The organism is Chryseobacterium edaphi, assembly GCF_025628985.1.
In the GTDB taxonomy this organism is placed as follows: domain Bacteria; phylum Bacteroidota; class Bacteroidia; order Flavobacteriales; family Weeksellaceae; genus Chryseobacterium; species Chryseobacterium edaphi.
Genome location: NZ_JAOTEM010000007.1, coordinates 88,924 through 114,382, shown reverse-complemented (window position 1 = coordinate 114,382; position 25,459 = coordinate 88,924). Strand labels below are relative to the sequence as shown.

Genomic DNA, 25,459 nt, shown 5'->3' with positions numbered 1-25,459 from the left:
TGAATATTTAAAGGTGATTGAACAATCTCTCGATTTTAATGATTAAACATCAAGAATCCTTACTGTTTTTAAAAATATATCGAAAAAATGTAATTGCATGTTCTTCAACAATCAACAATCAACTCTGTAAGTGAAAGAAATGATTGTTTTGAAAAATAATATAAGTATAATCCTCCTTAGCCCAGATCGCAACGGCATCCTTTTTTATGAGTTGGCAAAAGCACAAGTACAAAAAAGATGTAGTGAAGAGCTGGATCAAGCTCCAAAAAAATTTAATATGATGATCACTAATAATTTAACATAAAAGTTAATTTATTCTACCACTTAATATTATAAAGCTGTTGATATACGATTCTTTTTGGAATCTAACAAATCAAAATGAAATTTAATATTGGCAATATTTTTCCAGGTCACATATTTAAATAGAAAGAAACCAATTAACATACCTATCGTATTCAAAAATACATCATCTACATCAGCAACTCCTCTTCCTGTTAAATATTGTATGGATTCTATAATACTTATGATGATTAGAAAAAATAAAGTAATAGGAACAAAACGGTTGAATTTTCTGATACATAAACCTAACCAGCCAAATGGACTAAACAAGAATATGTTACCAAAAATATTTATTATAAAAGCTTGATTATCTACATCATGATCGTTAAAAAAATGCTGAATCGTGATAAATGGCTGATACTGAATGTAGGAAATTTCTGATGGTTCTCTACCAGAAGCATAAAACATCATATATAATAAAACGATAGTGTATAAGGCAATAAATACTGCAAAATATCTTTTCATAGGTTTCCTTTTGGGATTAGTAATTAAAAAGAGGTTGAAGTGCTTATTAGTTTTTGAGTTCTTAGTATATAACAATAATCTGACCCTTGTAGTATGCTCTTAAGACAGTTTATAATTCTTTAGGACTATTTAACATAATATAAAAAGCCCCACTTAAAAAGTGAGGCAGATTATTGTAAAATTGTGTATTTATCAGACTTGAATGAGTCCTAGATTGAATTTCTCAGTAATAGGAGAGTGATCAGCAGCTTCAATTCCCATAGAAATCCATTTTCTGGTATCAACAGGATTAATGATTGCATCCGTCCATAATCTTGACGCCGCGTAAGTAGCTTCAGTTTGTTTTTGATATTTTTTAGAAATCGAATCTAAAATTTCTGTGTGAGCTTCTTCAGTAATTTCTTTTCCTTGCTTTTTCAAAGTAGATTCCTGAATCTGAGCCAAAACTTTCGCAGCCTGAGAACCACCCATTACCGCTAGATCCGCCCATGGCCAAGCTACAATCAATCTTGGATCATAAGCTTTTCCGCACATTGCGTAATTTCCTGCTCCGTACGAATTACCTGTGATAATCGTGAATTTGGGAACCACAGAATTGGCGACAGCATTTACCATTTTTGCACCATCTTTGATAATTCCACCATGTTCAGATTTTGAACCCACCATAAAACCTGTAACGTCCTGTAAGAAAATCAAAGGAATTTTTCTTTGGTTACAGTTTGCAATAAATCGTGTAGCTTTATCAGCAGAATCCGAATAAATTACGCCACCAAATTGCATTTCTCCTTTTCCACTTTTCACTAATTTTCTTTGATTGGCAACAATTCCTACAGACCAGCCATCAACTCTTGCCGTTGCGCAAATAATCGTTTTTCCGTAGTCTGCTTTATATTCTTCAAATTCAGAATTGTCAACCAGACATTTTATAATTTCTAAAGTATCATATTGGTCAGCACGAGAAACCGGCATAATTCCGAAAATATTATCAATTTTTTCTTTTGGAGGAAAACTTTCAATTCTGTCAAAGCCAGCTTTTTCGTAGCTTCCGATAGATTTCATGATATTTTTTATCCTGTTTAAAGCATCCTGATCATCCTTCGCCTTATAATCTGTTACTCCCGAAATTGAACAGTGAGTTGTTGCACCACCTAAAGTTTCGTTATCAATGCTTTCACCGATTGCCGCTTTCACTAAATAACTTCCGGCAAGAAAGATTGAGCCTGTTTTATCAACAATCATTGCTTCGTCGCTCATAATTGGCAGGTAAGCACCTCCAGCAACACAACTTCCCATGACAGCAGAAATCTGAATGATTCCCATTGCGCTCATTTTTGCATTATTTCTGAAAATTCTTCCGAAATGTTCCTTATCTGGGAAAATTTCGTCCTGCATTGGAAGATAAACTCCGGCTGAGTCAACAAGATAAATAATTGGAAGTTTATTTTCCATTGCAATTTCCTGTGCTCTCAGGTTTTTCTTTCCTGTGATTGGAAACCATGCACCAGCTTTTACAGATGCGTCATTGGCAACAACAAGACATTGTTTTCCGGAGACATATCCCATTACAACAACCACACCGCCACTTGGACAGCCACCGTGCTCTTCGTACATTTCGTAACCTGCAAAAGCACCAATTTCAATGGAATCTGAATCTTTATCGAGAAGATATTCAATTCTTTCTCGTGCTGTCATTTTTCCTTCATCGCGAAGCTTTTGAAGTCTTTTTTCTCCTCCTCCTTTTTTTATTTCAGAAAGTAAACGATTTATTTCAGAAAATTTTAATTTGTTTTGATCTTCTCGTTTGTTGAATTCAATATCCATGAAATTTCTATTTTAATGTGCCTAAGATACTACTTTTATAAAATATATAAAATCATCATTTTTTATGATTCAACGCATTGAAAATCATAAAATTATGAAATATTTAACACAGATAAGTTTTTTTATGTTTGTTTTTTTTATAATTTTACATAAGAGGAAAGGAGCTGATTACTCCGTTATAAATCCTCTGTTCCTAGTTTATTTTTTTAATAGTTTATTATTTGAAGGCCCTGAAAGTTGAACAGACTTTCAGGGTTTTTTTATGAATGTGATTAAATGATTTTAAACAGGTTTAAATCAGATTATATTAATTAAATAATAATGATTTCTAAAAACGTATTTGTAAATTTGCTTGTTTAATTAAATAATCACTTTAATAAAATAGTAGTATAGATGAAACAATATTTGGGAATTATCTTTTCTACTATTTATGCATTATTCTTTAGAATTTTAGTGGAATTTAATATTGTTGAAATTAATTCCTGGACGTACATCATTCTTGTCCCAATTATTATCGGCTTCATACCTTTTATACTAAATAAGAAAGTGTTTCTTGAAAGTAGAGTAAAATCCGCTTTTTTTCCAATAATAAGTGTCTCTTTGTTTTTGATTATCGCATTTGTTTCTAGATTGGAAGATTTAGGATGTGCTATTTTCTTGTTTCCACCATATGCATTTTTTTCTATCATAATCAGTATGATCTTGAGAACAATTATACAAGAACATGATCACACCGATTCTTCCAAAAACATAACTAAGAATAGTTTATTAATACTTGCGATACCATTATTAATAGGTAATATTGAAAAAATGATTGAAAAAAAAGAAGAGCAATTTACTGTTTCTAAAAAAGTCATCATCAATATTCCTAAGCAAAAAATATGGAAGCGATTATATTCAGTTCCTGATTTAACAAATTATATTGAAAATTCTGCATTCAACTATTTCGGGTTTCCAAATCCTGTAAGATCTCAATATGATAAAAAATCAAATATAAGATTGGGATATTTTACTAATGGAATTGTTCTTTCTGAAAGTGTTGCATCTTCTAAACAGTTTGAAGAATTGTCATTCAAAATAAATGTTGATAAGTCTGATTTAAAACAAAGTCAAACTTTTAGTCATATTTTGAAAAATGAAAATTTGGTTTTTAATAATATCACTTATCAATTGAGAAATATTGATGATGATTCGACTGAGTTAATATTAGTTTGTGATTATACAATAAAATCTAATCTTCCATTCTACGGAGAGTTTTGGTCAAAAAAAATTATTCTTGATTTTGAAACAAAACTTTTGGACGCTCTTAAAAAGCAAAACGAAAAACCACGATTGAGATAATAATTTTAAATAAAGAATTTAATAGATATAAGTATGCAAAAATTAGCTCTTTTCAGATTGCACTTGATTGTTTTTTTGTGGGGATTTACTGCAATTTTGGGTAAACTGATTACTGCAAATGCACAAATTTTGGTATTCTACAGAATGCTGTTTGCGGCCATATTTTTATTCGTATTCATTAGAGTTTTCAAAAAAGAAAGCATTAAAATTTCCAAAAAGCTTTTTTTACAGCTTGCAGCAATAGGATTTTTTATGGCTTTGCACTGGCTTTGTTTTTTTTATTCTATTAAAGTTTCCAATGTTTCGATTGCTTTGAGTTGTCTGTCGTTGTCGACATTATTTGCAGCGATTTTAGAACCTTTGGTTTTTAAAAGAAAAGTTGATGTTTCGGAAGTCGTCATGGGAATCGTGATTGTTGCCTGTATTCTTCTTATTTTTAAAACCGAGTTTCATTATAAAGAAGGTATTTTCTTCGGAATTTTGTGCGCTGTTTTTGGGACTATATTTTCTGTTTTTAACGGGAAGATGTTTGGAAAAACCAGCCCGGGAAACATTATTTTTTACGAAATTTTTAGTGGTTGGCTTATTTTAGCTATATTTTATTTATTGTCTGGTCAAATATTTTCAATAAATGAAATAAATTACCGAGATTTGGCGTTAATATGCTTGTTGGCAAGTGTTTTCACAGCGTTCCCGATGCTTGAATCTGTAAAGTTGATGAAATATATTTCGCCTTTCACATTAATTTTAACAGTAAATTTAGAACCAGTCTACGGAATTATACTAGCTTTTTTTATCTTTGGGGAATCAGAACACATGAGTCCAGTATTTTATGTGGCGTCGTTGGTTATGATTTTAGCAATTGTAACAAATGCTTTGATCAAAACAAGGAAACAAAAAACAATTAACTAAGCATCAATTTGCATGATGAAAAAATATCTTTTATTATTATTTTCCCTCGTATTTGGGTTTTCTCAATCTCAGATTATCAGAAAATATTCCAATGAATTTTTAAATATCGGTGCCGGAGCGAGAGGTTTGGCGATGGGTGGAGCTGTAATCTCCAACCAGGATGACGTCTATTCACCCATGTGGAATCCCGCAGGTTTGAATGGAATCACTAGAGATTGGCAGGGAGCTGCAATGCACGCAGAATATTTTGAATCGATTGCGAAGTATGATTATTTAGCTTACGCAAAAGTTTTAGAAGAAGGTGTTTTCGGTGTTTCGATTGTAAGATTGGGAGTTGATAATATTTTAAATACAACTCAGTTGATCGATACTGAAGGAAATATTGATTACGATAAAATTACCAAGTTTTCACAATCAGATTACGCAGGAATTATTACCTATGCTTTCCATCCCGGTGGAAATCCTAAAGTAGATGTCGGTGTCAATGCAAAAATTGTTTATAGAAATGTAGGGAAATTTGCAAGCGGTTACGGTTTCGGTTTTGATGTCGGTGCAATTTATAAAGCAGATAACGGCTGGAAGTTCGGGGGAATCCTTCGTGATGCAACAACTACAGTCAATTTCTGGAGCATCAATCAAAACGAATTATCAGCAGTTGTCAATGGTGAAGAGTTCAACCCAGCTCCAACAGATAAAATGGAACTAACAATGCCTAAGCTGAATGCAGGAGCAAGTAAATTATTCAATATCAACAGCAGTTTATATGTTTTACCAGAGGCAGGAATCAATGTAGATTTTGCGAAAACAGCAGCACTTCTTTCAACAGATTTCGCAAGTATTACTCCGTATGCAGGTGCTGAATTGGGTTATCAGAAAATGATTTTTGTGAGAGTTGGGGTCAACAGATTTCAATCAATTACGGATATTGAAGATTTAAGCAGAAAAGTTTCATTCCAGCCAAGTGCAGGTTTGGGAATCAGATATAGAGGTTTGACGCTTGATTATGCAATCAGCAATTCAGGGATTGGAGGATCTAATTTCTTTTCTAATTTCTTCTCTCTAAAACTGGATATGGGAGAATTCAGAAATGATTAAAATGATGAGAAACATATTTTTTCTCCTGTTTCTTTTTGTGCACTGCATTATCTATTCACAAGTCGGATTTGTTTCTGAGATTAATCCTAAACTTAAACATATCCACGCTGAAGTTGGAAGTAATGTTGGTGTTCAGAATACCGAAGTATTTGAATATAATTTAAACCTGTTTTTGGCTGACATGCTTAAAAGTTCAAAAATAGAAGTGAAAAGTCTTTCTGATTTTGATTTTGAAACTATGACCAATTTTAATGGTTTCCAAAATAAAAAGATGATAGAATACTTGGATAAATTTTGTGAGGGAAAGGGTGTGAAAAAACTCATCATATTTTATAGAAACCACTATTTTCTACAATCTTCTCCGTATAAAAATCTATTTAATTTAAAATTTGATTTTGGAATACTTACTCAGATAGGAAAAGAGAAAACGATCTATTATATGAATCGTGCGCAGATGGCATATTATAATGCGGATACTAAAAAACTAAGTTTAACTTACCCCAAAGTAAAAGAAGAATCTTTACATTACGAGTTTGTAAAGCATAAACAAAAAGAAGCGGTTGTAGACAAAAATAAAAACTTGGTTAATTCTTTGTCTATACAAATGGACTTTATAAAGCAATATGAAAAACAACTGATAGGTAGTTTTAGTAATGCTTTGGAAAATCTTAAATGATATAAATTTCATAATTCAAAAGCTTAATACAAAATAAAATAATGAAAAAACTTTCAACAATTATCGCAACTCTTTGCATTACGTTTTCGTATGCGCAAAAGGTTTCCGATTATAAATATATCGCGCTTCCAGAGAAATTTAGCGGATTTAAAAATGAGCAGTATAAAATGGATGTATTGCTTTCTAAAACTCTCAAACAAAAACAATATATAGTTGTTTCGGGAAACAGAAGTATGTGGACTGCGGAAGCCAATTCAAATCCATGCAGCGTTTTAAATGCAGATGTCATCAATGACAGTGGTTTTTTGAGAAACAAAGTTGTTTTGGAATTTAAAGATTGTAATGGTAAAGTAGTTGGAAGTCAAAAGGGAAGTACGCCGATTAAAGAATATGAAGCTGGTTTTCAGGATGCTTTGAAACAGGCTTTAGTTGGAGTTCCGGTTTCTTTTCCTAAAGAAATTGAGACCACACAAGTTGCTGTTCAGGAAGTACAATCCTCAGAACCAGTAAAAGAAGTTTCAGCGGAGAAAGTGGAAAGTTCCTCAAATGAATCTGTAAAGTTTGTCAACGCAAAATTGACTTTACAAAAAATACAGATCAACAATAATCAGTTTATATTAGTTAGAGAGAATAGCTCAATTCCATTTGCAACTTTCAGGGCAGCAATTAAAAGAGATGTTTTTAGAGTGAAATTGGATTCAGGAGATTCTACTATCGGATATTTTGAAAACGGCAATATCGTCATAGAAATGCCAAAGGTAAATGACGAATATATAAAAGAAGTTTTCATAGCAAAATAAAAAAAGCCTTATCTGTCATCCAGATAAGGCTTCCTTAAAATAAACCATAAAAAACTAAAACTATGGTAATAGAACAGTGTCTATTACATGTATAACTCCATTTGACTGATTGACATCAGCAATTGTTATTTTTGCTTTGCTACCTTTTGCGTCAGTTACGTATAAATCGTTTCCTTTCGTCCAAAAAGTAAGTTGTTCTCCTTCAACTGTTTTCATCATTGCTTTTCCGTTTCCTGCTTTTACCGCTGCCCAAACTTGTTTAGAGCTGTACTTTCCGGGAAGAACGTGATAGGTTAAAATCTTGGTAAGCATTTCTTTATTTTCAGGCTTAACTAAATTTTCAACTGTTCCTGCAGGTAATTTTGCGAAAGCTGCGTCTGTTGGAGCGAATACTGTGAAAGGTCCTGCGCTCTGTAAAGTCTCAACCAAACCTGCTGCTTTTACTGCTGCAACCAATGTGGTGTGATCTTTAGAATTTACTGCATTCTCAACGATATTTTTAGAAGGATACATTGGTGCTCCACCAACCATTACCGTCTTTTCTTTCATTTTTTGAGCAGCTGCGTTTCCACTTAACGCGAATGATAAAGCGACCATTCCTAATACTGCGAATTTTGATCTTGTGTACATTTTTTTTGATTTTTTAAATTATTATTATTTGAGTATTTCCAAAATTTTGTTCTTGCTTTCATCTACGACAGTAAAACGATTTCAGTTTTACATTTTTTAAATATTTATTTTATGTATTTGAAAATCAATAAATTAAATTTATTTCTTTGTTTTTTGATTGGGAACAAATTCTAAAGAAACCGAATTCATACAGAATCTTTTTCCGGTAGGTTTTGGCCCGTCATCAAAAATATGTCCCAAATGAGAATCGCATCTTCCACAAAGAACTTCAGTGCGCTCCATATTGTGAGAATTGTCTTTTTTATATTTTACACCATCTTTTCTCAAGGGTTCATAAAAAGAAGGCCATCCACAAGTTGTAGCAAATTTTGATGTTGACAGAAATAAAGCATTACCACAAACTGCGCAGTAATAAGTTCCCTTTACATCAAATTCATAATATTTCCCTGTGAAAGCCATTTCGGTGGCTCCTTCTCTCGCAACTTGATACAATTCAGGTTTCAGAATTTTCTTCCATTCTGTATTGCTTACTTTCAATGGAGTAGTTGCTGTTCTGGAGTAATAAGGATTTTTTGCTTTAAAATTTTCTGACTGTGCTGAAATATTTCCAAACATCAAAATCAAGAGAAATGCGGAAAATATTTTCGTAATTGTATTTTTCATTTTAATTAAATTTTATAATAACTGTTTATGAATATATACGAGATAAATTTTTTGAAAGATTTTTTCTATAGTATGTTTTATTTCATTAAATTTGGTAGGTAAAATATTCAATATTAAAACGAACTATTCAGAGGACGAACTTATTGCTTTGCTCAGAGAAAAGAGCGAATCAGGCTTCCACCACTTATATGACCATTATTCTGGTGCATTATATGGGGTGATTCTTCGAATTGTGCAGTCAAAAGAATATACTGAAGAAATTATTCAGGATGTTTTTATGAAAATCTGGAATTCTATCCATCAGTATGATACTGCAAAAGGAAGATTTTACACTTGGATGATCAACATCGCCAGAAATACGGCAATTGATTATTTAAAATCTAAAAGTTTTCAGAACGAATTAAAAAACCAATCACTACCTGATTTCGTATATAACAATGCGGAACTTTCAACGACCAATAATTCAGATTTTATTGGTTTCAGCAATGTGCTTGAAACTTTGGAGTCTGATAAGCAGGAACTTATAAATCTTGCTTATTATCAGGGGTATACGCAGAGTGAGATATCAGAAAAACTGAACATGCCTTTAGGTACTGTAAAAACGAAAATGCGTAATGCATTGATGAAACTAAAAGATTTATTAAAAGATTATCAATAAAATTGAATAATAAAGAATACATATCATCCGGAATTCTAGAATCATACATTCTAGGTCATGCTTCTCCCGAGGAAGCGGGTATTTTGGAGTGTGTGATGAAGAACAGCAATGAAGTAAGAGAAGCTTTTGAAGAAGCACAAAAGACTTTTGAGATGCTTGCCACTGCGCAGGCTGTGACCCCACCAGATGATTTAAAATCTAAAATCTGGAACAAAATTCAACTACAGGAAAAAGAAGTTGAATTAATTATTGAAAAACCGATTACTCCAATTGATACCAAAGTTCAACAAAACGAAGTGAAGACGGAGGTTCAGGATATTAAAACTGAGAAAAACGGCAGCTGGAAAAACTTTGCGATCGCTGCTTCTTTACTGTTTTTAGTAAGTACGGGAGCAAATCTCTACTGGATGAACAGCCAATCTAAGATCAATGAAAAATTGGTAAAACTGGAAAGTGAATCGAAATCTAAAAATCTGGCGATGCAGAATATGCAACAGAAATTAGATGTCGTAGCAAATCCTGACATGAAAAAAGTAGTTTTGGCAGGTGTCGACAAACATCCTGAATCTAAAGCAACTGTTTGGTGGGATACCAGTTCTAAAGATGTTTATCTTAACGTAAATAATCTTCCGAAAGCTCCGGAAGGAATGCAGTACCAATTGTGGGCAATCGAAGACGGAAAACCTGTAAATGCAGGAATGTATTCTGAAGATAAAGACGGAAGAATTGCATTAGCAAATATTCCTAATGCGCAGGCTTTTGCAATAACACTTGAGAAAAAAGGAGGAAGTGAAGTTCCGACTATGGAAAATATGTATGTGATGGGGGGAGTTTAATTTTAATAAAAATATAACTACATAAAAAATCAGCTCAAATTTTTGAGCTGATTTTTGTTTATAACGAACTTATATATTATTGAAAAAATCAAAGACTATTTTCCCTTTGCTTTTTCCTAAAATTTCTTCTAAAGTTTCCAAGCTTGCGTCTTTTATTCTTTTTACAGATTTTAATTTCGATAAAAGCATTTCAATTGTTCTGTCACCCACCCCAGGAATTTCTTCCAGCTCAGATTTTATGGTTGAATTGGTTCTTCTTGTTCTATGATGTCTTACTCCAAAACGGTGCGCTTCATCACGCACTCTTTGAAGAACTTTCAACGTTTCAGATTTTTTATCAAAATACAAAGGAATCGGATCTTCCGGAAAGAAAATCTCTTCCAGTCTTTTGGCGATTCCAACAATTGTAATTTTACCGTAAAGTCCGAGAAGTTTTAAACTTTTAATGGCTGATGAAAGCTGTCCTTTTCCACCATCAATCAAGATCAGTTGTGGCAAAGACTCACCTTCGTCCAACATTCTTTTGTAGCGGCGGAAAATAACTTCCTCCATCGTTTTAAAATCATCAGGACCTGTAACGGTTTTAGGATGAAAAATTCTGTAATCTGCTTTACTCGGTTTACCGTCTTTAAAAACAACACAAGCTGAAACAGGATTGGTTCCCTGAATATTCGAGTTGTCAAAACCTTCAATATGACGCGGTTCAACAGGCATTCTCAGAAGCTTCTGCATTTCTGCCATAATTCTGTTGGAATGTCTTTCAGGATCAACGATTTGTACCTGTTTCAGCTTTTCGATTCTATATTCCTTCGCATTTTTTTCAGAAAGTTCTACAATACGCTTTTTGTCGCCCATCTTAGGAACGATCAGTTTTACATTCGGAATTTCCAGAGTCAAATGAAACGGAATCAGAACTTCTTTGGAATTCGATTCAAATTTCTGACGGATTTCAATTAAAGCTTCTTCCAAAATATCTTCATCACTTTCTTCAATAATTTTTTTGATTTCAGTCGTGAAACTTTGAATGATATTTCCATTTCTGATTTTAAAGTAGTTGACATAAGCTGCAGTTTCGTCACTCGTCATTCCGAAAACATCTACGTCGTCAATATTTGGATTGACTACCGTATGTTTAACCTGATAATCTTCCAGAATATCAAGCCTTTCTTTGATGATCTGTGCGTTTTCGTACTGAAGATTTTCAGCATATTTCATCATTTGATTGACGAGATATTTCTTGGCAGTCTGGAAATCTCCTTTGATGATTCCACGAATTGCATCAATTTTTTCGTCATATTCTTCTTTGCTTTCCAGACCTTCACATGGTCCTTCACAGTTTTTAATATGAAATTCCAGACAGACTTTATATTTACCGTCATCAATTTTAGTTGGAGCTAGATTGAGATTACAGGTTCTCAGTTTATAAATATGTTTTATGGTATCTAAAAGAATCTTTGCCGGACGTACTTTCGCGTAAGGTCCATAATATTCAGATCCGTCCTTGATCTTTGTTCTCGTCAGAAAAATTCTCGGAAAATCTTCATTTTTAATGCAAATCCACGGATAGGTTTTGTCATCCTTCAACATGACATTGTAAAAAGGCTGATGTTCTTTTATTAAATTATTTTCCAACAAAAGCGCATCGTATTCGCTGTTGACAATGGTGGTTTCCAGTCGGTGAATTTTGCTCACCATTATTTTTATTCTGGAACCTAAAAGATTTTTATTAAAGTAGGAAAGTACTCTTTTCTTTAGATGTTTAGCCTTTCCTACGTACAGCAGGTTTCCATTTTTATCGTAATAACGATAAACTCCGGGTTCTGATGGCAAAGTTTTAAGCTGTAATTCTAAAGAAGGATTCATAAAACAAATTTAAGCAATTTCAATGCACAAAAAAAGCTGCAGAACTTTCTACAGCTTTGAAATATTTTAAAATTAAATTTTATCCGTTGCTCATTTCAGTATATTCATTGACTAAAAAGCTGAAAAATCCCCATTCTACAGATTTTTTCGGATATTTTTTCATGAATTCTGCATTGTCACCGAACAAGAAATCATAATTGTCTTCAAAATCATCTTTGTGAAGCCAAAGAACTTTATCCCCTTTTTTTACATAAAACGATTTTGCAAGTCCGCCACCAAGCTGCATCCCAAATCCTACTGTCATACCTGAAGTTTCCTTGGCTCTCGGATCATGATATACAGAAATAATTTCGCTAAATTCAGGATTTATAAGTTGCATTAAAAACTCTTTATCATCTTTTTTATTTTTTAACGAAACGGTTTGGTTTACAAATTGAATTTGACCATCTGTTGTATTTTTACTCAGTTTTTTAGTGCTTAAGCTTCTTACATTAGTCATGTGTTTTCCAACTTTCAAAATTTTCGCCAGTTTCGTAGGGTAAATGTACATTTCGTTCACATTGTCTGCGTTGAAAACCATCTGTTTTTTTGTTGCGCTGTCTTTTATTGAAATTTCATAAATCTGTCCTTTTTTGGTTTCAATATTGTCGCAATAACCTTTATTGACAGTCCCATCTTTTGAAATGATGGTTGAGATTTTCTTTGTTGATGGTCCCGGAAATCCTTCGTTAAAAAGATACTGTTCCATTTTTTTGACCTGCTCTTTGGTGTATTTTACTTTTTCCTGTGCAAAAGTAGAAATACTTACTAACGAAAGAGCCAATAATAAAGCTTTGAATTTCATAAGTTTTAGTTTTTATTAAGGCGTAAAAATAAAGAATAAAATGATTGGTTTTTAAAATATTTTAAAGCGATCACCAAGCATTTTCAGTTCTCCTCAAAATGTGTATTTTTAACCAAATTTTTTTAAATGATATACGGAGTAGACGTTTTGAGTTTCCATGATGTTTTGGAAATCTGTAAAACCCCAAATAAGGCTAGTTTAAATAATGCTTCAAAAGAGCAGATCCTAAAATCTCAGGATAATGTACAGAAAATTGTAGAGTCTGATCGTTGTGTTTATGGGATCAACACAGGATTCGGACCGCTTTGTGATACTAAAATTTCGGCTGACGAAACGGCTCAGCTTCAATATAATTTAATTATTTCTCATGCAGTCGGTGTTGGTAAGCCGATTGATAAAGAATTTTCAAAAATCATGATGATTACGAAAGTTCATGCACTGTCAAAAGGTTTTTCGGGTGTTTCTCTGGAAGTAATTGAAAGACTGATCTTGATGCTCGAAAAAGACATTATTCCTGTAGTTCCGGAGCAAGGTTCTGTAGGAGCTTCGGGAGATTTGGCGCCTTTGTCACATTTGGTTTTACCACTTTTGGGTCTTGGTCAGGTTTGGGTCGGTAGTGAAATTTTTGAAACCGCAGAAATCCTTGAAAAACATAATTTGGAACCTTTGGTTTTAGGTCCGAAAGAAGGTTTAGGATTGATCAACGGAACTCAGTTTATCTTGGCTCATGCCATCAAAGGTTTAGAGAAATTCGAATACCTTCTAGATTTGGCAGATATGACCGCTGCAATGAGTCTCGAAGCATACAGAGGTTCGTCTAGCCCGTTTAAAAAAGAACTTCACGATATCAGACCTTTTGAAGGAAGTAAAAAAGTTGCTGCAAGAATGCTTAAATTTTTAAAGAATTCCGACAATTTAAAATCTCACGAGTATTGCGACAGAGTACAAGATCCGTACTCAATGAGATGTGTTCCTCAGGTTCACGGTGCAAGCAGAAATGCTTTTGAACATTTAAAATTAATGGCAGAAACGGAATTGAATTCTGTAACCGACAATCCAATCGTTTTGAGTGCAGAAGAATCGATTTCTGGAGGGAATTTCCATGGACAACTGATGGCGATGCCTTTAGATTATGCAACTTTGGCAGCAGCAGAATTAGGAAATATTTCTGACAGAAGAAGTTATTTATTGTTGGAAGGAAAATACGGTTTACCGAGATTATTAACGGAAAGTTCAGGTTTAAATTCAGGATTTATGATTCCTCAATATACTTCTGCGGCTTTGGTGACAGAGAACAAAACGCTTTGTTTCCCGGCTTCAGCAGATTCTATTCCTACAAGTTTGGGACAGGAAGATCACGTTTCAATGGGAAGTATTTCAGGGAGAAAATTCAATCAAGTTCTTGGTAATTTAGTAAATATTTTAGCAGTTGAGCTGATGTTTGCTGCTCAAGGTTTAGAATTCAGAAGACCTGCGAAATGTTCTAAAATAATCGAAGAAAACCATGCAATTATTCGTACAAAAGTCGCTAAGCTTGAAGATGACAGATTGATCGGAAAAGATATGTTGGCGATTGCTGAATTGATAAATGAGAGACAATTTGTAGTGAATTTTTAAATTTAAATATTATATGTAATATCAAAGCTTCCGAGATGGAAGCTTTTTTTGTTTAAAAAAATGAGATTTTATGCTCATAATATTAAATTTCAAACATCAAATATCTGTAATTCAATAGAAAGTATTAATTTGGTAAAACCAAAAAAAATATTTTACTATGAAAAAATGTGTATTCCTATTACTCACGGCTTTCGCTTTGAGTTCTTGCAACCATGATGATCTGCAAACCTCATCAGTCGAAAGTGAAATTGTACAGACCGATCCGCTTACTACAAGACAAATCAATGACAAAATCAACGAGACAACTAAAACCAAAGGCAGATTTTCCTGGAACGAATCTTCTTCCCATTTCTTATGGAGCGGAATCGTGCAGGGCAATAAAGTTGCTTCCATAGGTTTTGGCGATTCTAAAAATGATTTTGACCGAAGCAAATCTTCAAATTCAGAAGCTTTACAGAACGAAATTTTAGATGTAATTTCAAAATATGAAGGTAAAAAGGATAGAATTTTATTGGCATCCGATGAGTATCTGAATCAAATGGATGTTTACATCGAAAAACAAGAAACAGTGATCGCTCTTCGTCAACTAAAATCAATTCGCTATTTCGAACCTGCTGATTATCATTATTTTGAAAATGAAAATAAAACAAACGGTGTCGCAAAATCAAGCGGAAGCTCCTCCGGTTGCGGATTTGAATCAACCGCTTTGAATGCAGCAGATTATACAACAGTAACACCCAACGCAAAAGCACCGTGGTCATTTGCAAAACACAATATCACCAACGCATGGAGCTACAGTACCGGAGCAGGAATTACGATTGGATTGATTGATTCGGGAGTTTCAGCGAATCAAAGTTTGTTGGGCAGCAGTTTTAATAACGGTTTATCTTCCGGAAGATCAATCAGTAAAAACGGAGTGTATGTAGATTCTATTTGGCCTTGGAGCTCAGGTTTTGACGGCTCAGATGACAAATGCGGTCACGGAACAAGCATGGCTTCTGCGATGGCGGCTCCTAGAAATAATCAGGGACAACCTGTTGGAGTTGCATATAATGCAAATTTAGTGACGTACAGAGCAGCTTCCAATGTAGTTTTAGATGGTTATCACGAACAGGAAGGTGTAAAATTAGCATTTACCGCTTTGGCAAATAATACTTCTGTGAAGATTATTTCAATGTCGATGGGACATATTTTCTCTGTTGGGAAAATTGAAGACGGTGTAAAATACGCTTATTCAAAAGGTAAATTGATCTTTTGCGCAGGTGGAACTTCAACAAGTTTTACAACTTTCGTTGGTGTAATTTTCCCGGCTTGGATGCCTGAAACTCAAGCAATCACAGGTGTGAAAGAAAACACTTCAAACCAAAAATGTGATGTCTGTCATTCTGGAGCTGAAATTGATTTTACCTACCAAATGGAAAGAGCTTCAGGAAATAATATTCCGGTGATAAGTTATTATAATGCTCAAACTGATTATGTTGGTGGTTCTTCAGTTGCGACAGCTTCCACTGCAGGAATTGCAGCTTTGGTGTGGTCAAAGAATCCTTCATGGACTAGAGAACAGGTTTTAACCAAAATGAGACAGTCTTCAACCTATTATCCAACACCAAATTCAGATTTTGGTTATGGAAATATTAATGTTTTACAGGCTGTACAATAGTTTAATATTAAATTTAAATGATGAAAGCTTCCTTTTTGGAGGCTTTTGTTGTAATAAAATCAATCTCCTAATTTATAATCCAGCGGTAATAATTTCTCGATTTTATCTTTTGCAAACTCTCCCTGATTGATTAACTGACCAGGATTTGAAGTGTTTCCATCCGAATAAATTTCAAAAGTATCTCCTTCAGGATGGAGAAATGAGGTCTGCATAATCGGTATTGTACCTTTTACAAACTGATCTTTTTTCAATTCATAAAAAAACTTTTTGAAATTGATCTGCATCATGTAATCATAATCCAAAAACAATTTTCCATCAGTCTTTTTAGTATAATCAGACTCAGGAATCTGAGTTTTCGTAACAGCGATTTTGTACGGAGGTTCGTTACGTTTTCTATTTCCGATATCTAAAATATCTTCAGGAACATTCAGCGTTTTTTTTGATTTTAATGTTTTTGCAAAATCTTTCAGCCGCTGTAATTCTTCTTCAGTTGGGTATTTGGAATTGGGGAATTTAGTAATCTGATTCACGATGAAACCTTCATTAGCAACCTTACTTTCATAAACGCTTCTGAAGAAATGAACCTGACTTCCGTCGTAAGCATTCATTCGGTTGAGCTTTACTTTACTGGTGCTTTTTGTTTCTTTAAAAAAGCTCGTTCCCATAAATCGGGTCGTGTTGTTTTCAAAATCAGCAATATATTCCACGAGATTGTAATCAATGGTATAACCGAGATTTTTATTTTCAATAATCAATGTTTGTGGAGCTTTCACTTTGAGAATATTATTTTCTTTGTCAAATGAAAACTTGAGCGAGCGCTGATTTTTTATGCGTACATTTTCCTTATCATTTCCAATGAAAGAATCCAGGAAAAAGCGGATGTAATTTTTGTATGCAGCTTCAGTGTAAGGAACAATTCTTACTTCCTCAATTTCCTTAGCTTTAATTAAAACAACTTTCAGCTTTTTATTTAAAACCTGTGAAACAGAGATCGTAAATGTTTCATAATCGTCTTTCTGAAAAACCAGACTGTTGTTATTTGCTGATGGAAGATTTAAGGTAAAACTTCCGTCTGGTGCAGAAACTGTTCCTGTTTTCGTTCCATCAAGATAGATATTCACATTAGAGATCGGTTTCTCAAGGTCATTCACCACCGTTCCTTTAATTGTTTGAGCAACTGTGAGATAAAACGGTAAAAAAATAATTAAAAGTAATATCGTTTTTTTCATGGTAAACAATATTACTAAATTTATAGTGATAAAAAAAGACTGTTAAAAAAATTATTTTACCCAATCTTTACGCTCGTCATGCTCAGACTTCCGGCGATCAATTCATCATTAAACAAAACAAGATCTTCAGATTGATCTTTCAAAGCCAGACTGTAAACTAATGGTAAGTAATGATCAGGAGTAGGAACTGCGTATTGCAGAAAAGCACCTTGTTTTTGATAATCAATAATATTCTGGAAGTTTCCGTCCAAAAGCCAATTGTTGGTTTTTTCCCTTGCTTCAATTGCCCAGTCCCAACCGGCTCCAACAGTATTGATGTTTCGCCAGTCTATTAATCTTAAATTATGAATGATGTTTCCGCTTCCGATAATCAGAATTCCTTTTTCACGGAGCTTATTGAGTTTTTTAGCCAAATCAAAATGATATTGCGGAGGTTTTGTGTAATCGATACTTAATTGAATCACAGGAATGTCTGCTTCGGGATACATGTGCTTGATGACCGACCATGCACCGTGATCCAAACCCCAGTTGTGATCTTCCTCCACCAAAATTGGCTTCAAAAGTTCGGCAGTTTCCTTTGCGAGTTCAGGATTTCCGGGAGCAGGATAATTTACATCAAATAAAGCTTGTGGAAAACCTCCGAAATCATGAATGGTTTTGGGCATATCCATTGCGGTGACAAACGTTCCAGCTGTAAACCAATGTGCTGAAATACACAAAATAGCATTCGGTTTCGGAATTTCCTTCGCTACATTTCTGAAACCCTGTACAAACTGATTTTCTTCAATAGCATTCATCGGCGAACCGTGTCCCAGAAAAAGGACAGGCATTTTCTGAGTATTTTTAAAATTGTCGCTGATGTTTTGTAGATCGTTGAGATTCATAATATTGGTTTTAAAATAAAGATCCGGTGATTATAGTAAACCACCGGATCCTCAGAAAACTATATTTAATTTACTATGCTTGCTTTACAAATTGCAGTTCTCCTGCAATTTTTACATCTTCGCTTACCATTACACCTCCTGCTTCAAGAGCTGCATTCCAGTTTAGTCCGAAGTCTTTTCTGTTGATTTTTCCTTCGAAAGAAAACCCAGCTTTTGTATTTCCCCAAGGATCTACGTTGATTCCTCCGAAATCTACATCCAAAGTTACCGGCTTGGTAATACCGTTTACTGTAAGATTTCCTGTAATAGAATCGTTCAGAGCATCAGATTCGAAAGTGATTGTAGGATTCGCTTCTGCGTTAAAGAATTCTGCAGATTTCAAGTGAGTGTCTCTGTCTGCATTGTGCGTAGAGATTGAAGAAACCTGAATCGTTGCCGTAGTTTTTGCATTTTTAAAAGTATCGTCATCGGCATCGATTTCAGCAGTGAAATTGGTGAAATTTCCTTTGATATTAGAAATCATCATGTGTTTTACTTTAAAAGTAATTTCACTGTGCGTTGGGTCTAAATTCCATTTTGTAGCCATTGTATTTATTTTTTAGTTGTTATTGTATGATGCAAATGTATAACAAGAACGATGCTCGATTCATTGATTTAGGATAAGAAATGAGTTTCTCTTATATTATTTATTAAACTGTAGCAAACCAAAATCAAAAGCTCTACCGGAAACCTTCCTGCACCCTTGTACAGTGTTTTCCCTGTTACCGGAAAGTCTGTCGCACCCCTGCAGCGAACTTTCCGGAAAGCAGGAAAGCTTGTCGCACCCCTGCAACAGGTTTTCCGGAAGAAGGGAAAGTGTGTTACGCCATTGTAAAGACTTTTTGATAATAATCAAATGTTTTCAAGAAATCTAACAAGTCATGATTTCATTAATCCTCTCTAATTTACTAAATTCAAATAAAGAGATCTTTTATTTAACATTTTTTAACGGACGGGTTTTATTTCTTACTTTTGACAGATTCAATTTTTATGCAATGAAATTATATAAATTTTCTTTATTGATGGTAGTTTTGGGCGGATCTGCATTTTCGCAGACCCAGAAATATACCATGGCAGAAGCTGTAAACGGACTGCGAAGCAATCTTGCAGTGAAAAGTATTTCTCAGTTTTCGTGGTCAGATGACGGTAAATCTTACATTCAGGCTGTGAAAGGAGGATATTTGGTGACAGATTTGAAAACCAACAAACAGGATACTTTGGTTTCTCTGACGCAGCTCAACAAAAATTTTGCAGATAAAAAGCTGAAAGGTGTTCCACCGATTAAATTTACTAATACTTCAAACGGTTATTTCAGTGCAAATAATCAAATGTACTGGGTAGAGAAATCAGGAAACGACTGGAAGATAAAACGTTCATCTGCAATGGATGAGAATGTTTCAAACATGAAGATGTTTGCGGACAACCAGACTTTTGCTTACACGGTAAAGAACAATTTATTCATCAGCAAAAACGGGAAAACCATTGCGGTAACCAACGATTCTGACGAAAATATTCTTAACGGAGCTTCCAACGTTCACAGAAACGAATTCGGAATTGATAGTGGAATTTTCCCTGCTCCGAATTCTGAAAGTGTAGCTTTTTACAGAATGGATCAGAAAATGGTTGCAGATTACCCGATCATCGACTGGTCTGTAACTCCGGCTGTGAATACCAACATCAAATATCCGATGGCAGGAAAAACTTCGCACGAAGTAACATTGGGTGTTTACAACATTAAAAATGAATCAACGACGTTCTTAAAAGTTGAAGGTGAAAAAGATCAGTATTTAACGGCAATTACGTGGAGTCCGGATTCTAAATATATTTTTGTGGGAGTCTTAAACAGAGGTCAGAATCATTTAAAAATGAATCAGTACGACGCTGCTACAGGAAATTTAATGAAAACTTTATTCGAAGAAACCGACAGCAAATATGTGGAGCCACAACATCCTTTATTATTCTTCCCAAATTCTAATACAGATTTTATCTGGCAAAGTCAGAGAACAGGATATAATCATTTGTTCCACTACAGTTTGGAAAAAGGTCTGATTGCGCAGATTACTAAAGGTGACTGGTTGGTGACCGATATTTTAGGATTTAATGAAAAGAAAAAAGAAATTTACTACGTTTCTACTCAGGAAAGTCCGACAGAAAGACATTTGTACAGAATCAACTGGGCTACATTCAAAACTCAAAAATTGGATAATGCAGAAGGAATGCATTCAGGAGTTTTAAGTAAGGATGGAAACTATCTGTATGACATTTACACCAATTCAAATACACCGAGAATTGCCAATATCATCAATACCAATTCTCTGAAATCAACAAATCTTCTGACTGCAGAAAATCCGTTAAAAAATTATCAGCGACCGGAAATTAAAAACATCAACTTAAAAGCAGACGACGGAACTTTATTATATGGAAAGATCATTCTTCCGACCAATTTTGATCCGAATAAAAAATATCCTGCAATTGTTTATTTATATAATGGTCCGCATTTGCAATTGGTTACAAACAGTTTCCCGGCTTCAGGAAATCTTTGGTATGAATATATGGCGCAAAACGGATACATCATTTTCACAATGGATGGAAGAGGTTCTTCTAATCGTGGGATGAAATTCGAACAGGCTGTTTTCAGAAATTTAGGAACTACAGAGATGAATGACCAATTGAAAGGGGTTGATTATTTAAAATCTCTTCCTTATGTAGATTCTGAAAAATTAGGAATTCACGGATGGAGTTTTGGAGGATTTATGACAACAAGTTTCATGCTTCGTCATCCTGAAACCTTCAAAGTAGGAGTTGCAGGAGGACCTGTAATTGACTGGAGCATGTATGAAATTATGTACGGAGAAAGATATATGGATACTCCACAGGAAAATCCTCAAGGATATGCAACCTCAAATCTTTTAGATAAGGTTCAGAACCTGAAAGGGAAACTGTTAATGATTCACGGAGCGCAGGATGATGTTGTGGTTTGGCAACATTCGATGAAATTCATCAAATCAGCAGTTGATAATGGGGTACAGTTAGATTACTTCGTTTATCCTGGACACCCGCATAACGTGATCGGAAAAGACAGAGTGCATCTGATGCAGAAAGTCACGGATTATTTTGATCAGAATTTAAAAAAATAATATAATTCCAGTCTATTTTTTAGGCTGGATTTTTTTTGTCTAAAAATTTTACTTATCCATTCGGTTTGTCATTCTGGAGGAATCTCAACAAAGTATTTAAAACTAAATCTAGATTTCTACGGAATGACAAAATAAGTGTTAATTTTTCCTGTTAAAACATCATTTCTTTCTTATCATTCATCAATGTTTTTAAACAATCATTAAGCTAATTTTGTTGTTATAAAAATCAACAATATGGAAATAGGAATAGGAATGTTCGGCGATTTGGCTTTAGACCAGAAAACCGGAAAATATAAAAATGCAGGAATAAAAATCCGTGAAATTCTTGACCAGGTAAAACTGATGGACGAGGTGGGAATTGATGTCTTCGCGATGGGAGAACATCACCGTCCCGATTATGCAGTTTCTTCACCCGAAATGGTTTTGGCAGCTGCTGCAAGCATTACAAAAAATATAAAATTAGCAAGTGGAGTAACTGTTCTGAGCTCTTCTGAACCCGTGAAAGTCTATGAAGATTTTGCGACATTAGATTTGATTTCCGATGGAAGAGCAGAGATTTTCGTGGGACGTGGAAGCTTCATCGAATCTTTTCCTTTGTACGGATATTCTCTGAATGATTACGAAGAGCTTTTTGATGAAAAATTAGAATTATTATTAAAAATTAATTCTGAAGAAAACGTTTCGTGGTCAGGAAAACTTCGTGCTCCGATGCAGAACCAGACTGTTTATCCGAGAGCGAAAAACAATGGTAAACTTCCGATCTGGAGAGCCGTTGGCGGAACTCCGCAATCACTTTTGAGTGCTGCCAAATTGGGAATGCCATTAGTTGTTGCCATCATTGGCGGAATGCCGATTCAGTTTAAGAGTTTGGTTGATTTCTACAAACAGGAATACCTTAAAGCAGGTCATGATGCATCTGAAATGCAGATTGCCATTCATTCACACACGTTTGTCAGCGATGATAAAGAGGTTATCGACGGATATTTCAATAATTATAAATCTCAGATGGATAGAATTGGAGGTGCAAGAGGTTGGGCTCCATTTACAAAAATGCAGTATGAAGGCGGAAGAGCAAAAGACGGAGCTTTATTTATCGGAAATGCAGATGAGGTTGCCGATAAAATCAATTACATCAAAGAGATTTTCGGGATTACAAGATTTGTCGGTCATATGGATGTTGGAGATCCGAATCACGATATCATGATGAAATCAATCGAATTATTCGGTGAAAAAGTTGCTCCGAAAGTGAGATAGAAATAAAAAAATAAGCGCTCCGTTGAATTTCAACGGAGCGCTTTTCACAAAATTAAATAATGAGAAATTCCGACTTGCGGATGAAAAGCGAACATGAAGGTTTCAAAACCGTTTTCGCTTTCAGTGTCTTTGCTTAGAAGATATTTGTTGTCGATGATATCAATTAATAATAATTCGGGAGTAAAAAAAGTCAAACCGATTTTGTGTTTTGCCGCATCTTCAATATTTGAGCTGATGAGATCAAGTTTAAATGTATCAACCGGGAAAAAAGTATTACCTAAAACGTCAGGAAGACTTTTGATTTCTCCGTTGAGTTGCGAAACATAATTAACAACCGCCGAACTCAACAGAAAGGCAATCTTTTCTGCATTCGGATTTTTAGCTAAAAGTTCCCAGTAATTTTTCACAGGATTTTCTTTATCATCAAAAACCTGATGCTGAATTTTATATTCAAAATGAGAGTCTTCAAAAACGAATTTATCCCAAGGCAACGTAGAATTCTGGTCGATCACAATTCGAAATGCCAATTTTATTTTAGCTTTCATATTAATTTTTAGTGAAAGATTTTAATTTCATTTTAAGAAACAGGGCAGTCTTCCATTCTGCCCTGATCCTAAACACACATAATGAAAAAATAATCTATTGCTAGACTGTATTAATGAACTATAACTTCTATATTTTCTATAAACTCACCTTTAGAGTTTTCAATTGTAATTTTTGCCGTATAAATTCCGGAATCCAATTGATTTCTGGAAATTTTTATTTCCTGTTTCCCAGCCGAAAGATTCTGATGGTTCAGAACAGAAAATAGTTTTTTCCCGTCTGCTTCAAATAGTTCGATGCTGACCGCAGATTTTTCCTCCAAATCAATCGAAAAAACAGTTTCCTGCCGAAAAGCGTTGGGATGATTTTTTTTCACTTTATTTTTCTCAGACTTCTAAAAATAAGAGCAAAGCATTTTCACTTAAAGCCTCAAATTCCAATCTGTCTATTTGATTCAATAAAATTGCATCTCTGGTTTCCAATAACCTGTTTTGAAATTCAAAAGCACCGTTAATTACCATTCCGAAAACCGATCTTTGAGGATGATACAAAACATAGTTATCTTCTTTTCTGCCGTCATACAATCCAATAAAATTCGGATAGTCGACATCTTCTGCAATCTGAATAAATGAATTTCTGAAATCAATATTCAGATCTTTGATTCTGAAAGAGTTGTCATGCTTTTTTGATGTCAGCTCAATGATGAGAATGTCTGCTTTTTCGCCTTCGAGGTTATTTTTAATTGTCAGAACGTCCGTTTCTGTCGATTTTAGGGTGAAAACCTGATGGGCAGAAATGTTCTTTTTAAAATCATTAATTAAAATCTCACCATACAAGACCAAAATCAGAACGTTGCAGTTCGCTACATATTGAAAATCGTAGTTTCCATCTTCATCAAAAACTATTTCAGTAATTTTTTTCAGGTTTGAATTTTCACATTCTGTAAAAATTTCCCTGATCATACAGGAATTGTCTTCTTTCCAGATTGCAAAATCTGACTTGAAAATCTTTGATGGAGTCTGTACGAGCATAATTTTAATAATTAAAAAAAAGAAAAGCGATAAATGAATTTCAATCTTCATCAAAATCATTTCATGATCATTTACCGCTTCATCAATGACTAAAAACTTAAACTCAAGCCGAAACTTTTATCGTGTGTGTCAGAGCGAAACCTCCGCTTACGCTTCCTGAAATACTGGACATTTCGTTGGAGGTTCCGTCACTGAAAACATTATCATTCGAATTGTAGGTGTAACCGCTCATTCCTTTATAACCTGTACTTGCGCCGACTTGTACGACTGCGCTGTCATTGCCTTCAGGAAACGCAATCTGTGTCACCAAAAGTGATTGCCCCGAAGAATTGTAAACGTGTACATGAATATGGGTTGCTCTTCCATTGTACCAACCCGGAAAAACCGAGGTAAAATTCACTTTTCCATTGGCATCGGTAGTTTGTCTTCCTCTCAAAAAATGAACGGATGTGTAATTGGCAGACTGCATTCCTGTTCCTCCGTATTCTGAGTAATTTCCGTCTTTGTCGCAATGCCAAATGTCTACGATTGCGCCCTGTAAATTCGCGCAATTTGCATTGGTATTCTGAACTGTAATCCCGATCGTAAAGGGAACTCCCGTTCTGTCGCTCACAATATTGGTCTGCACCAAACTTGATGGAGTTTTCGTTGGAAATGGGCCTTCAGTTTCAGAATTGGTCACCGAACAAGCGGTAGAAATACTATTGTCGATAACTGCCGCTGCAGAATCTTCATCATCCTTGCTACAATGCATCAAAACCGGTGCAGCTAAAGCAGTTACTCCTGCTAAACCTAAACTTTTCAAAAAGCCTTTTCTGTCAATTGTTTTCATCTCTTTCATTTTTCTTACGTCAAAGGTATTTTCAAATAAAGAGATCAGAAAATTTATGAGGTAAACTGAAAAAATGTGTCGGTAAATAATGATTTTTTAAGAAACCTTAACGATATTAAGTACTGACTTAGGAAACTGAAGCGTTAAGAAAATTGAAATTTAATCCGCAAAAAAAAATTCCCACTGTTTGAAGCGCGAGACAAATCTTAAATAGAAAAACCAATCTTTAATTCGCGCGAGTTTTGGGAATTTTAGGATTAGGTTTTAATTTTTAGCAGAGGTTTCCAAGT

General features: G+C 34.4%; 25 protein-coding genes. 11 read left to right on the top strand and 14 right to left on the bottom strand.

All coding sequences use genetic code 11. The features are described from left to right. Window positions 1-330: 330 nt before the first annotated feature. The 3 genes from NZ698_RS19045 to NZ698_RS19035 form a co-directional block, all read right to left on the bottom strand. Window positions 331-804 carry a VanZ family protein gene (locus NZ698_RS19045; RefSeq protein ID WP_263004830.1) on the bottom strand — a complete coding sequence of 158 codons (474 nt, stop codon included), beginning with the start codon at window positions 802-804 and terminating at the stop codon, window positions 331-333. 192 nt (window positions 805-996) lie between these two features. After that, a complete protein-coding gene (locus NZ698_RS19040; RefSeq protein ID WP_263004829.1) occupies window positions 997-2,625 on the bottom strand; it encodes an acyl-CoA carboxylase subunit beta in 1,629 nt (542 codons plus the stop codon). 428 nt (window positions 2,626-3,053) lie between these two features. Continuing rightward, on the bottom strand, window positions 3,054-3,314 hold the full coding sequence (locus NZ698_RS19035; protein ID WP_263004828.1) for a hypothetical protein: 261 nt from the start codon (window positions 3,312-3,314) through the stop codon (window positions 3,054-3,056). A 121-nt stretch (window positions 3,315-3,435) separates the two neighbouring features. On the opposite strand from NZ698_RS19035, the gene NZ698_RS19030 reads away from it, so the two are divergent. From NZ698_RS19030 to NZ698_RS19010, 5 genes are read left to right on the top strand one after another with little or no spacing between them, the layout of a single operon-like run. Next, entirely contained in the window at window positions 3,436-3,966 is a 531-nt protein-coding gene (locus NZ698_RS19030; protein WP_263004827.1) for a hypothetical protein, read from the top strand. 33 nt (window positions 3,967-3,999) lie between these two features. Next, a complete protein-coding gene (locus NZ698_RS19025) occupies window positions 4,000-4,878 on the top strand; it encodes a DMT family transporter (protein WP_263004826.1) in 879 nt (292 codons plus the stop codon). 12 nt (window positions 4,879-4,890) lie between these two features. Then, on the top strand, window positions 4,891-5,973 hold the full coding sequence (locus NZ698_RS19020; protein WP_438265587.1) for a putative type IX sorting system protein PorV2: 1,083 nt from the start codon (window positions 4,891-4,893) through the stop codon (window positions 5,971-5,973). Window positions 5,974-5,977: 4 nt separating this feature from the next. Next, window positions 5,978-6,649: a hypothetical protein gene (locus tag NZ698_RS19015; RefSeq protein ID WP_263004824.1), complete on the top strand. Its 672-nt coding sequence runs from the start codon at window positions 5,978-5,980 to the stop codon at window positions 6,647-6,649. 41 nt (window positions 6,650-6,690) lie between these two features. Then, window positions 6,691-7,449 carry a hypothetical protein gene (locus tag NZ698_RS19010; RefSeq protein WP_263004823.1) on the top strand — a complete coding sequence of 253 codons (759 nt, stop codon included), beginning with the start codon at window positions 6,691-6,693 and terminating at the stop codon, window positions 7,447-7,449. A 60-nt stretch (window positions 7,450-7,509) separates the two neighbouring features. Here NZ698_RS19010 and NZ698_RS19005 read toward each other — a convergent pair whose 3' ends face one another. Both NZ698_RS19005 and msrB read right to left on the bottom strand, forming a co-directional pair. Beyond that, a complete protein-coding gene (locus tag NZ698_RS19005) occupies window positions 7,510-8,079 on the bottom strand; it encodes a fasciclin domain-containing protein (protein WP_263004822.1) in 570 nt (189 codons plus the stop codon). Between the two features lie 138 nt (window positions 8,080-8,217). Beyond that, entirely contained in the window at window positions 8,218-8,694 is a 477-nt protein-coding gene (gene msrB, locus NZ698_RS19000; RefSeq protein ID WP_263004832.1) for a peptide-methionine (R)-S-oxide reductase MsrB, read from the bottom strand. A 139-nt stretch (window positions 8,695-8,833) separates the two neighbouring features. On the opposite strand from msrB, the gene NZ698_RS18995 reads away from it, so the two are divergent. Both NZ698_RS18995 and NZ698_RS18990 read left to right on the top strand, forming a co-directional pair. After that, entirely contained in the window at window positions 8,834-9,400 is a 567-nt protein-coding gene (locus NZ698_RS18995; protein ID WP_263004821.1) for an RNA polymerase sigma factor, read from the top strand. A 2-nt stretch (window positions 9,401-9,402) separates the two neighbouring features. Further along, complete coding sequence (locus NZ698_RS18990; RefSeq protein WP_263004820.1) at window positions 9,403-10,236, top strand: anti-sigma factor; 834 nt, start codon at window positions 9,403-9,405, stop codon at window positions 10,234-10,236. Window positions 10,237-10,305: 69 nt separating this feature from the next. Here the strand turns inward: NZ698_RS18990 and uvrC are convergent, their stop codons facing one another. Together uvrC and NZ698_RS18980 are read right to left on the bottom strand one after the other, a co-directional pair. Next, the gene (gene uvrC / locus NZ698_RS18985; RefSeq protein WP_263004819.1) at window positions 10,306-12,099 is read right to left on the bottom strand and encodes an excinuclease ABC subunit UvrC; all 1,794 of its coding nucleotides are present in this window, start codon (window positions 12,097-12,099) and stop codon (window positions 10,306-10,308) included. Window positions 12,100-12,178: 79 nt separating this feature from the next. Further along, a complete protein-coding gene (locus NZ698_RS18980; protein WP_263004818.1) occupies window positions 12,179-12,943 on the bottom strand; it encodes a hypothetical protein in 765 nt (254 codons plus the stop codon). Between the two features lie 126 nt (window positions 12,944-13,069). Between NZ698_RS18980 and hutH the strand changes: the two genes are divergently transcribed. After that, a complete protein-coding gene (gene hutH, locus NZ698_RS18975; protein WP_263004817.1) occupies window positions 13,070-14,560 on the top strand; it encodes a histidine ammonia-lyase in 1,491 nt (496 codons plus the stop codon). 157 nt (window positions 14,561-14,717) lie between these two features. After that, complete coding sequence (locus NZ698_RS18970) at window positions 14,718-16,220, top strand: S8/S53 family peptidase (protein ID WP_263004816.1); 1,503 nt, start codon at window positions 14,718-14,720, stop codon at window positions 16,218-16,220. Window positions 16,221-16,279: 59 nt separating this feature from the next. Here NZ698_RS18970 and NZ698_RS18965 read toward each other — a convergent pair whose 3' ends face one another. From NZ698_RS18965 to NZ698_RS18955, 3 genes are all read right to left on the bottom strand, one after another. Continuing rightward, on the bottom strand, window positions 16,280-17,449 hold the full coding sequence (locus NZ698_RS18965) for a carboxypeptidase-like regulatory domain-containing protein (RefSeq protein WP_263004815.1): 1,170 nt from the start codon (window positions 17,447-17,449) through the stop codon (window positions 16,280-16,282). A 56-nt stretch (window positions 17,450-17,505) separates the two neighbouring features. Next, entirely contained in the window at window positions 17,506-18,333 is an 828-nt protein-coding gene (gene ygiD, locus NZ698_RS18960; RefSeq protein WP_263004814.1) for a 4,5-DOPA-extradiol-dioxygenase, read from the bottom strand. A 73-nt stretch (window positions 18,334-18,406) separates the two neighbouring features. Further along, window positions 18,407-18,919, bottom strand: a complete 513-nt coding sequence (locus tag NZ698_RS18955; protein ID WP_263004813.1) for a YceI family protein — start codon at window positions 18,917-18,919, stop codon at window positions 18,407-18,409. A 448-nt stretch (window positions 18,920-19,367) separates the two neighbouring features. Here NZ698_RS18955 and NZ698_RS18950 point away from each other — a divergent pair, with 448 nt between their 5' ends. Together NZ698_RS18950 and NZ698_RS18945 are read left to right on the top strand one after the other, a co-directional pair. Further along, complete coding sequence (locus NZ698_RS18950) at window positions 19,368-21,509, top strand: S9 family peptidase (protein ID WP_263004812.1); 2,142 nt, start codon at window positions 19,368-19,370, stop codon at window positions 21,507-21,509. A 234-nt stretch (window positions 21,510-21,743) separates the two neighbouring features. Beyond that, a complete protein-coding gene (locus NZ698_RS18945; protein WP_263004811.1) occupies window positions 21,744-22,763 on the top strand; it encodes an LLM class flavin-dependent oxidoreductase in 1,020 nt (339 codons plus the stop codon). A gap of 44 nt (window positions 22,764-22,807) precedes the next feature. Here the strand turns inward: NZ698_RS18945 and NZ698_RS18940 are convergent, their stop codons facing one another. From NZ698_RS18940 to NZ698_RS18925, 4 genes are all read right to left on the bottom strand, one after another. Beyond that, window positions 22,808-23,308 carry a hypothetical protein gene (locus tag NZ698_RS18940; protein WP_263004810.1) on the bottom strand — a complete coding sequence of 167 codons (501 nt, stop codon included), beginning with the start codon at window positions 23,306-23,308 and terminating at the stop codon, window positions 22,808-22,810. A gap of 110 nt (window positions 23,309-23,418) precedes the next feature. Then, on the bottom strand, window positions 23,419-23,682 hold the full coding sequence (locus NZ698_RS18935) for a T9SS type A sorting domain-containing protein (RefSeq protein ID WP_263004809.1): 264 nt from the start codon (window positions 23,680-23,682) through the stop codon (window positions 23,419-23,421). 10 nt (window positions 23,683-23,692) lie between these two features. Further along, window positions 23,693-24,337: a pirin family protein gene (locus tag NZ698_RS18930; protein WP_263004808.1), complete on the bottom strand. Its 645-nt coding sequence runs from the start codon at window positions 24,335-24,337 to the stop codon at window positions 23,693-23,695. A 103-nt stretch (window positions 24,338-24,440) separates the two neighbouring features. Next, window positions 24,441-25,169 (bottom strand): dioxygenase family protein, encoded by a 729-nt coding sequence (locus NZ698_RS18925; protein WP_263004807.1) that lies wholly within the window; start codon window positions 25,167-25,169, stop codon window positions 24,441-24,443. Between the last annotated feature and the right edge of the window lie 290 nt (window positions 25,170-25,459).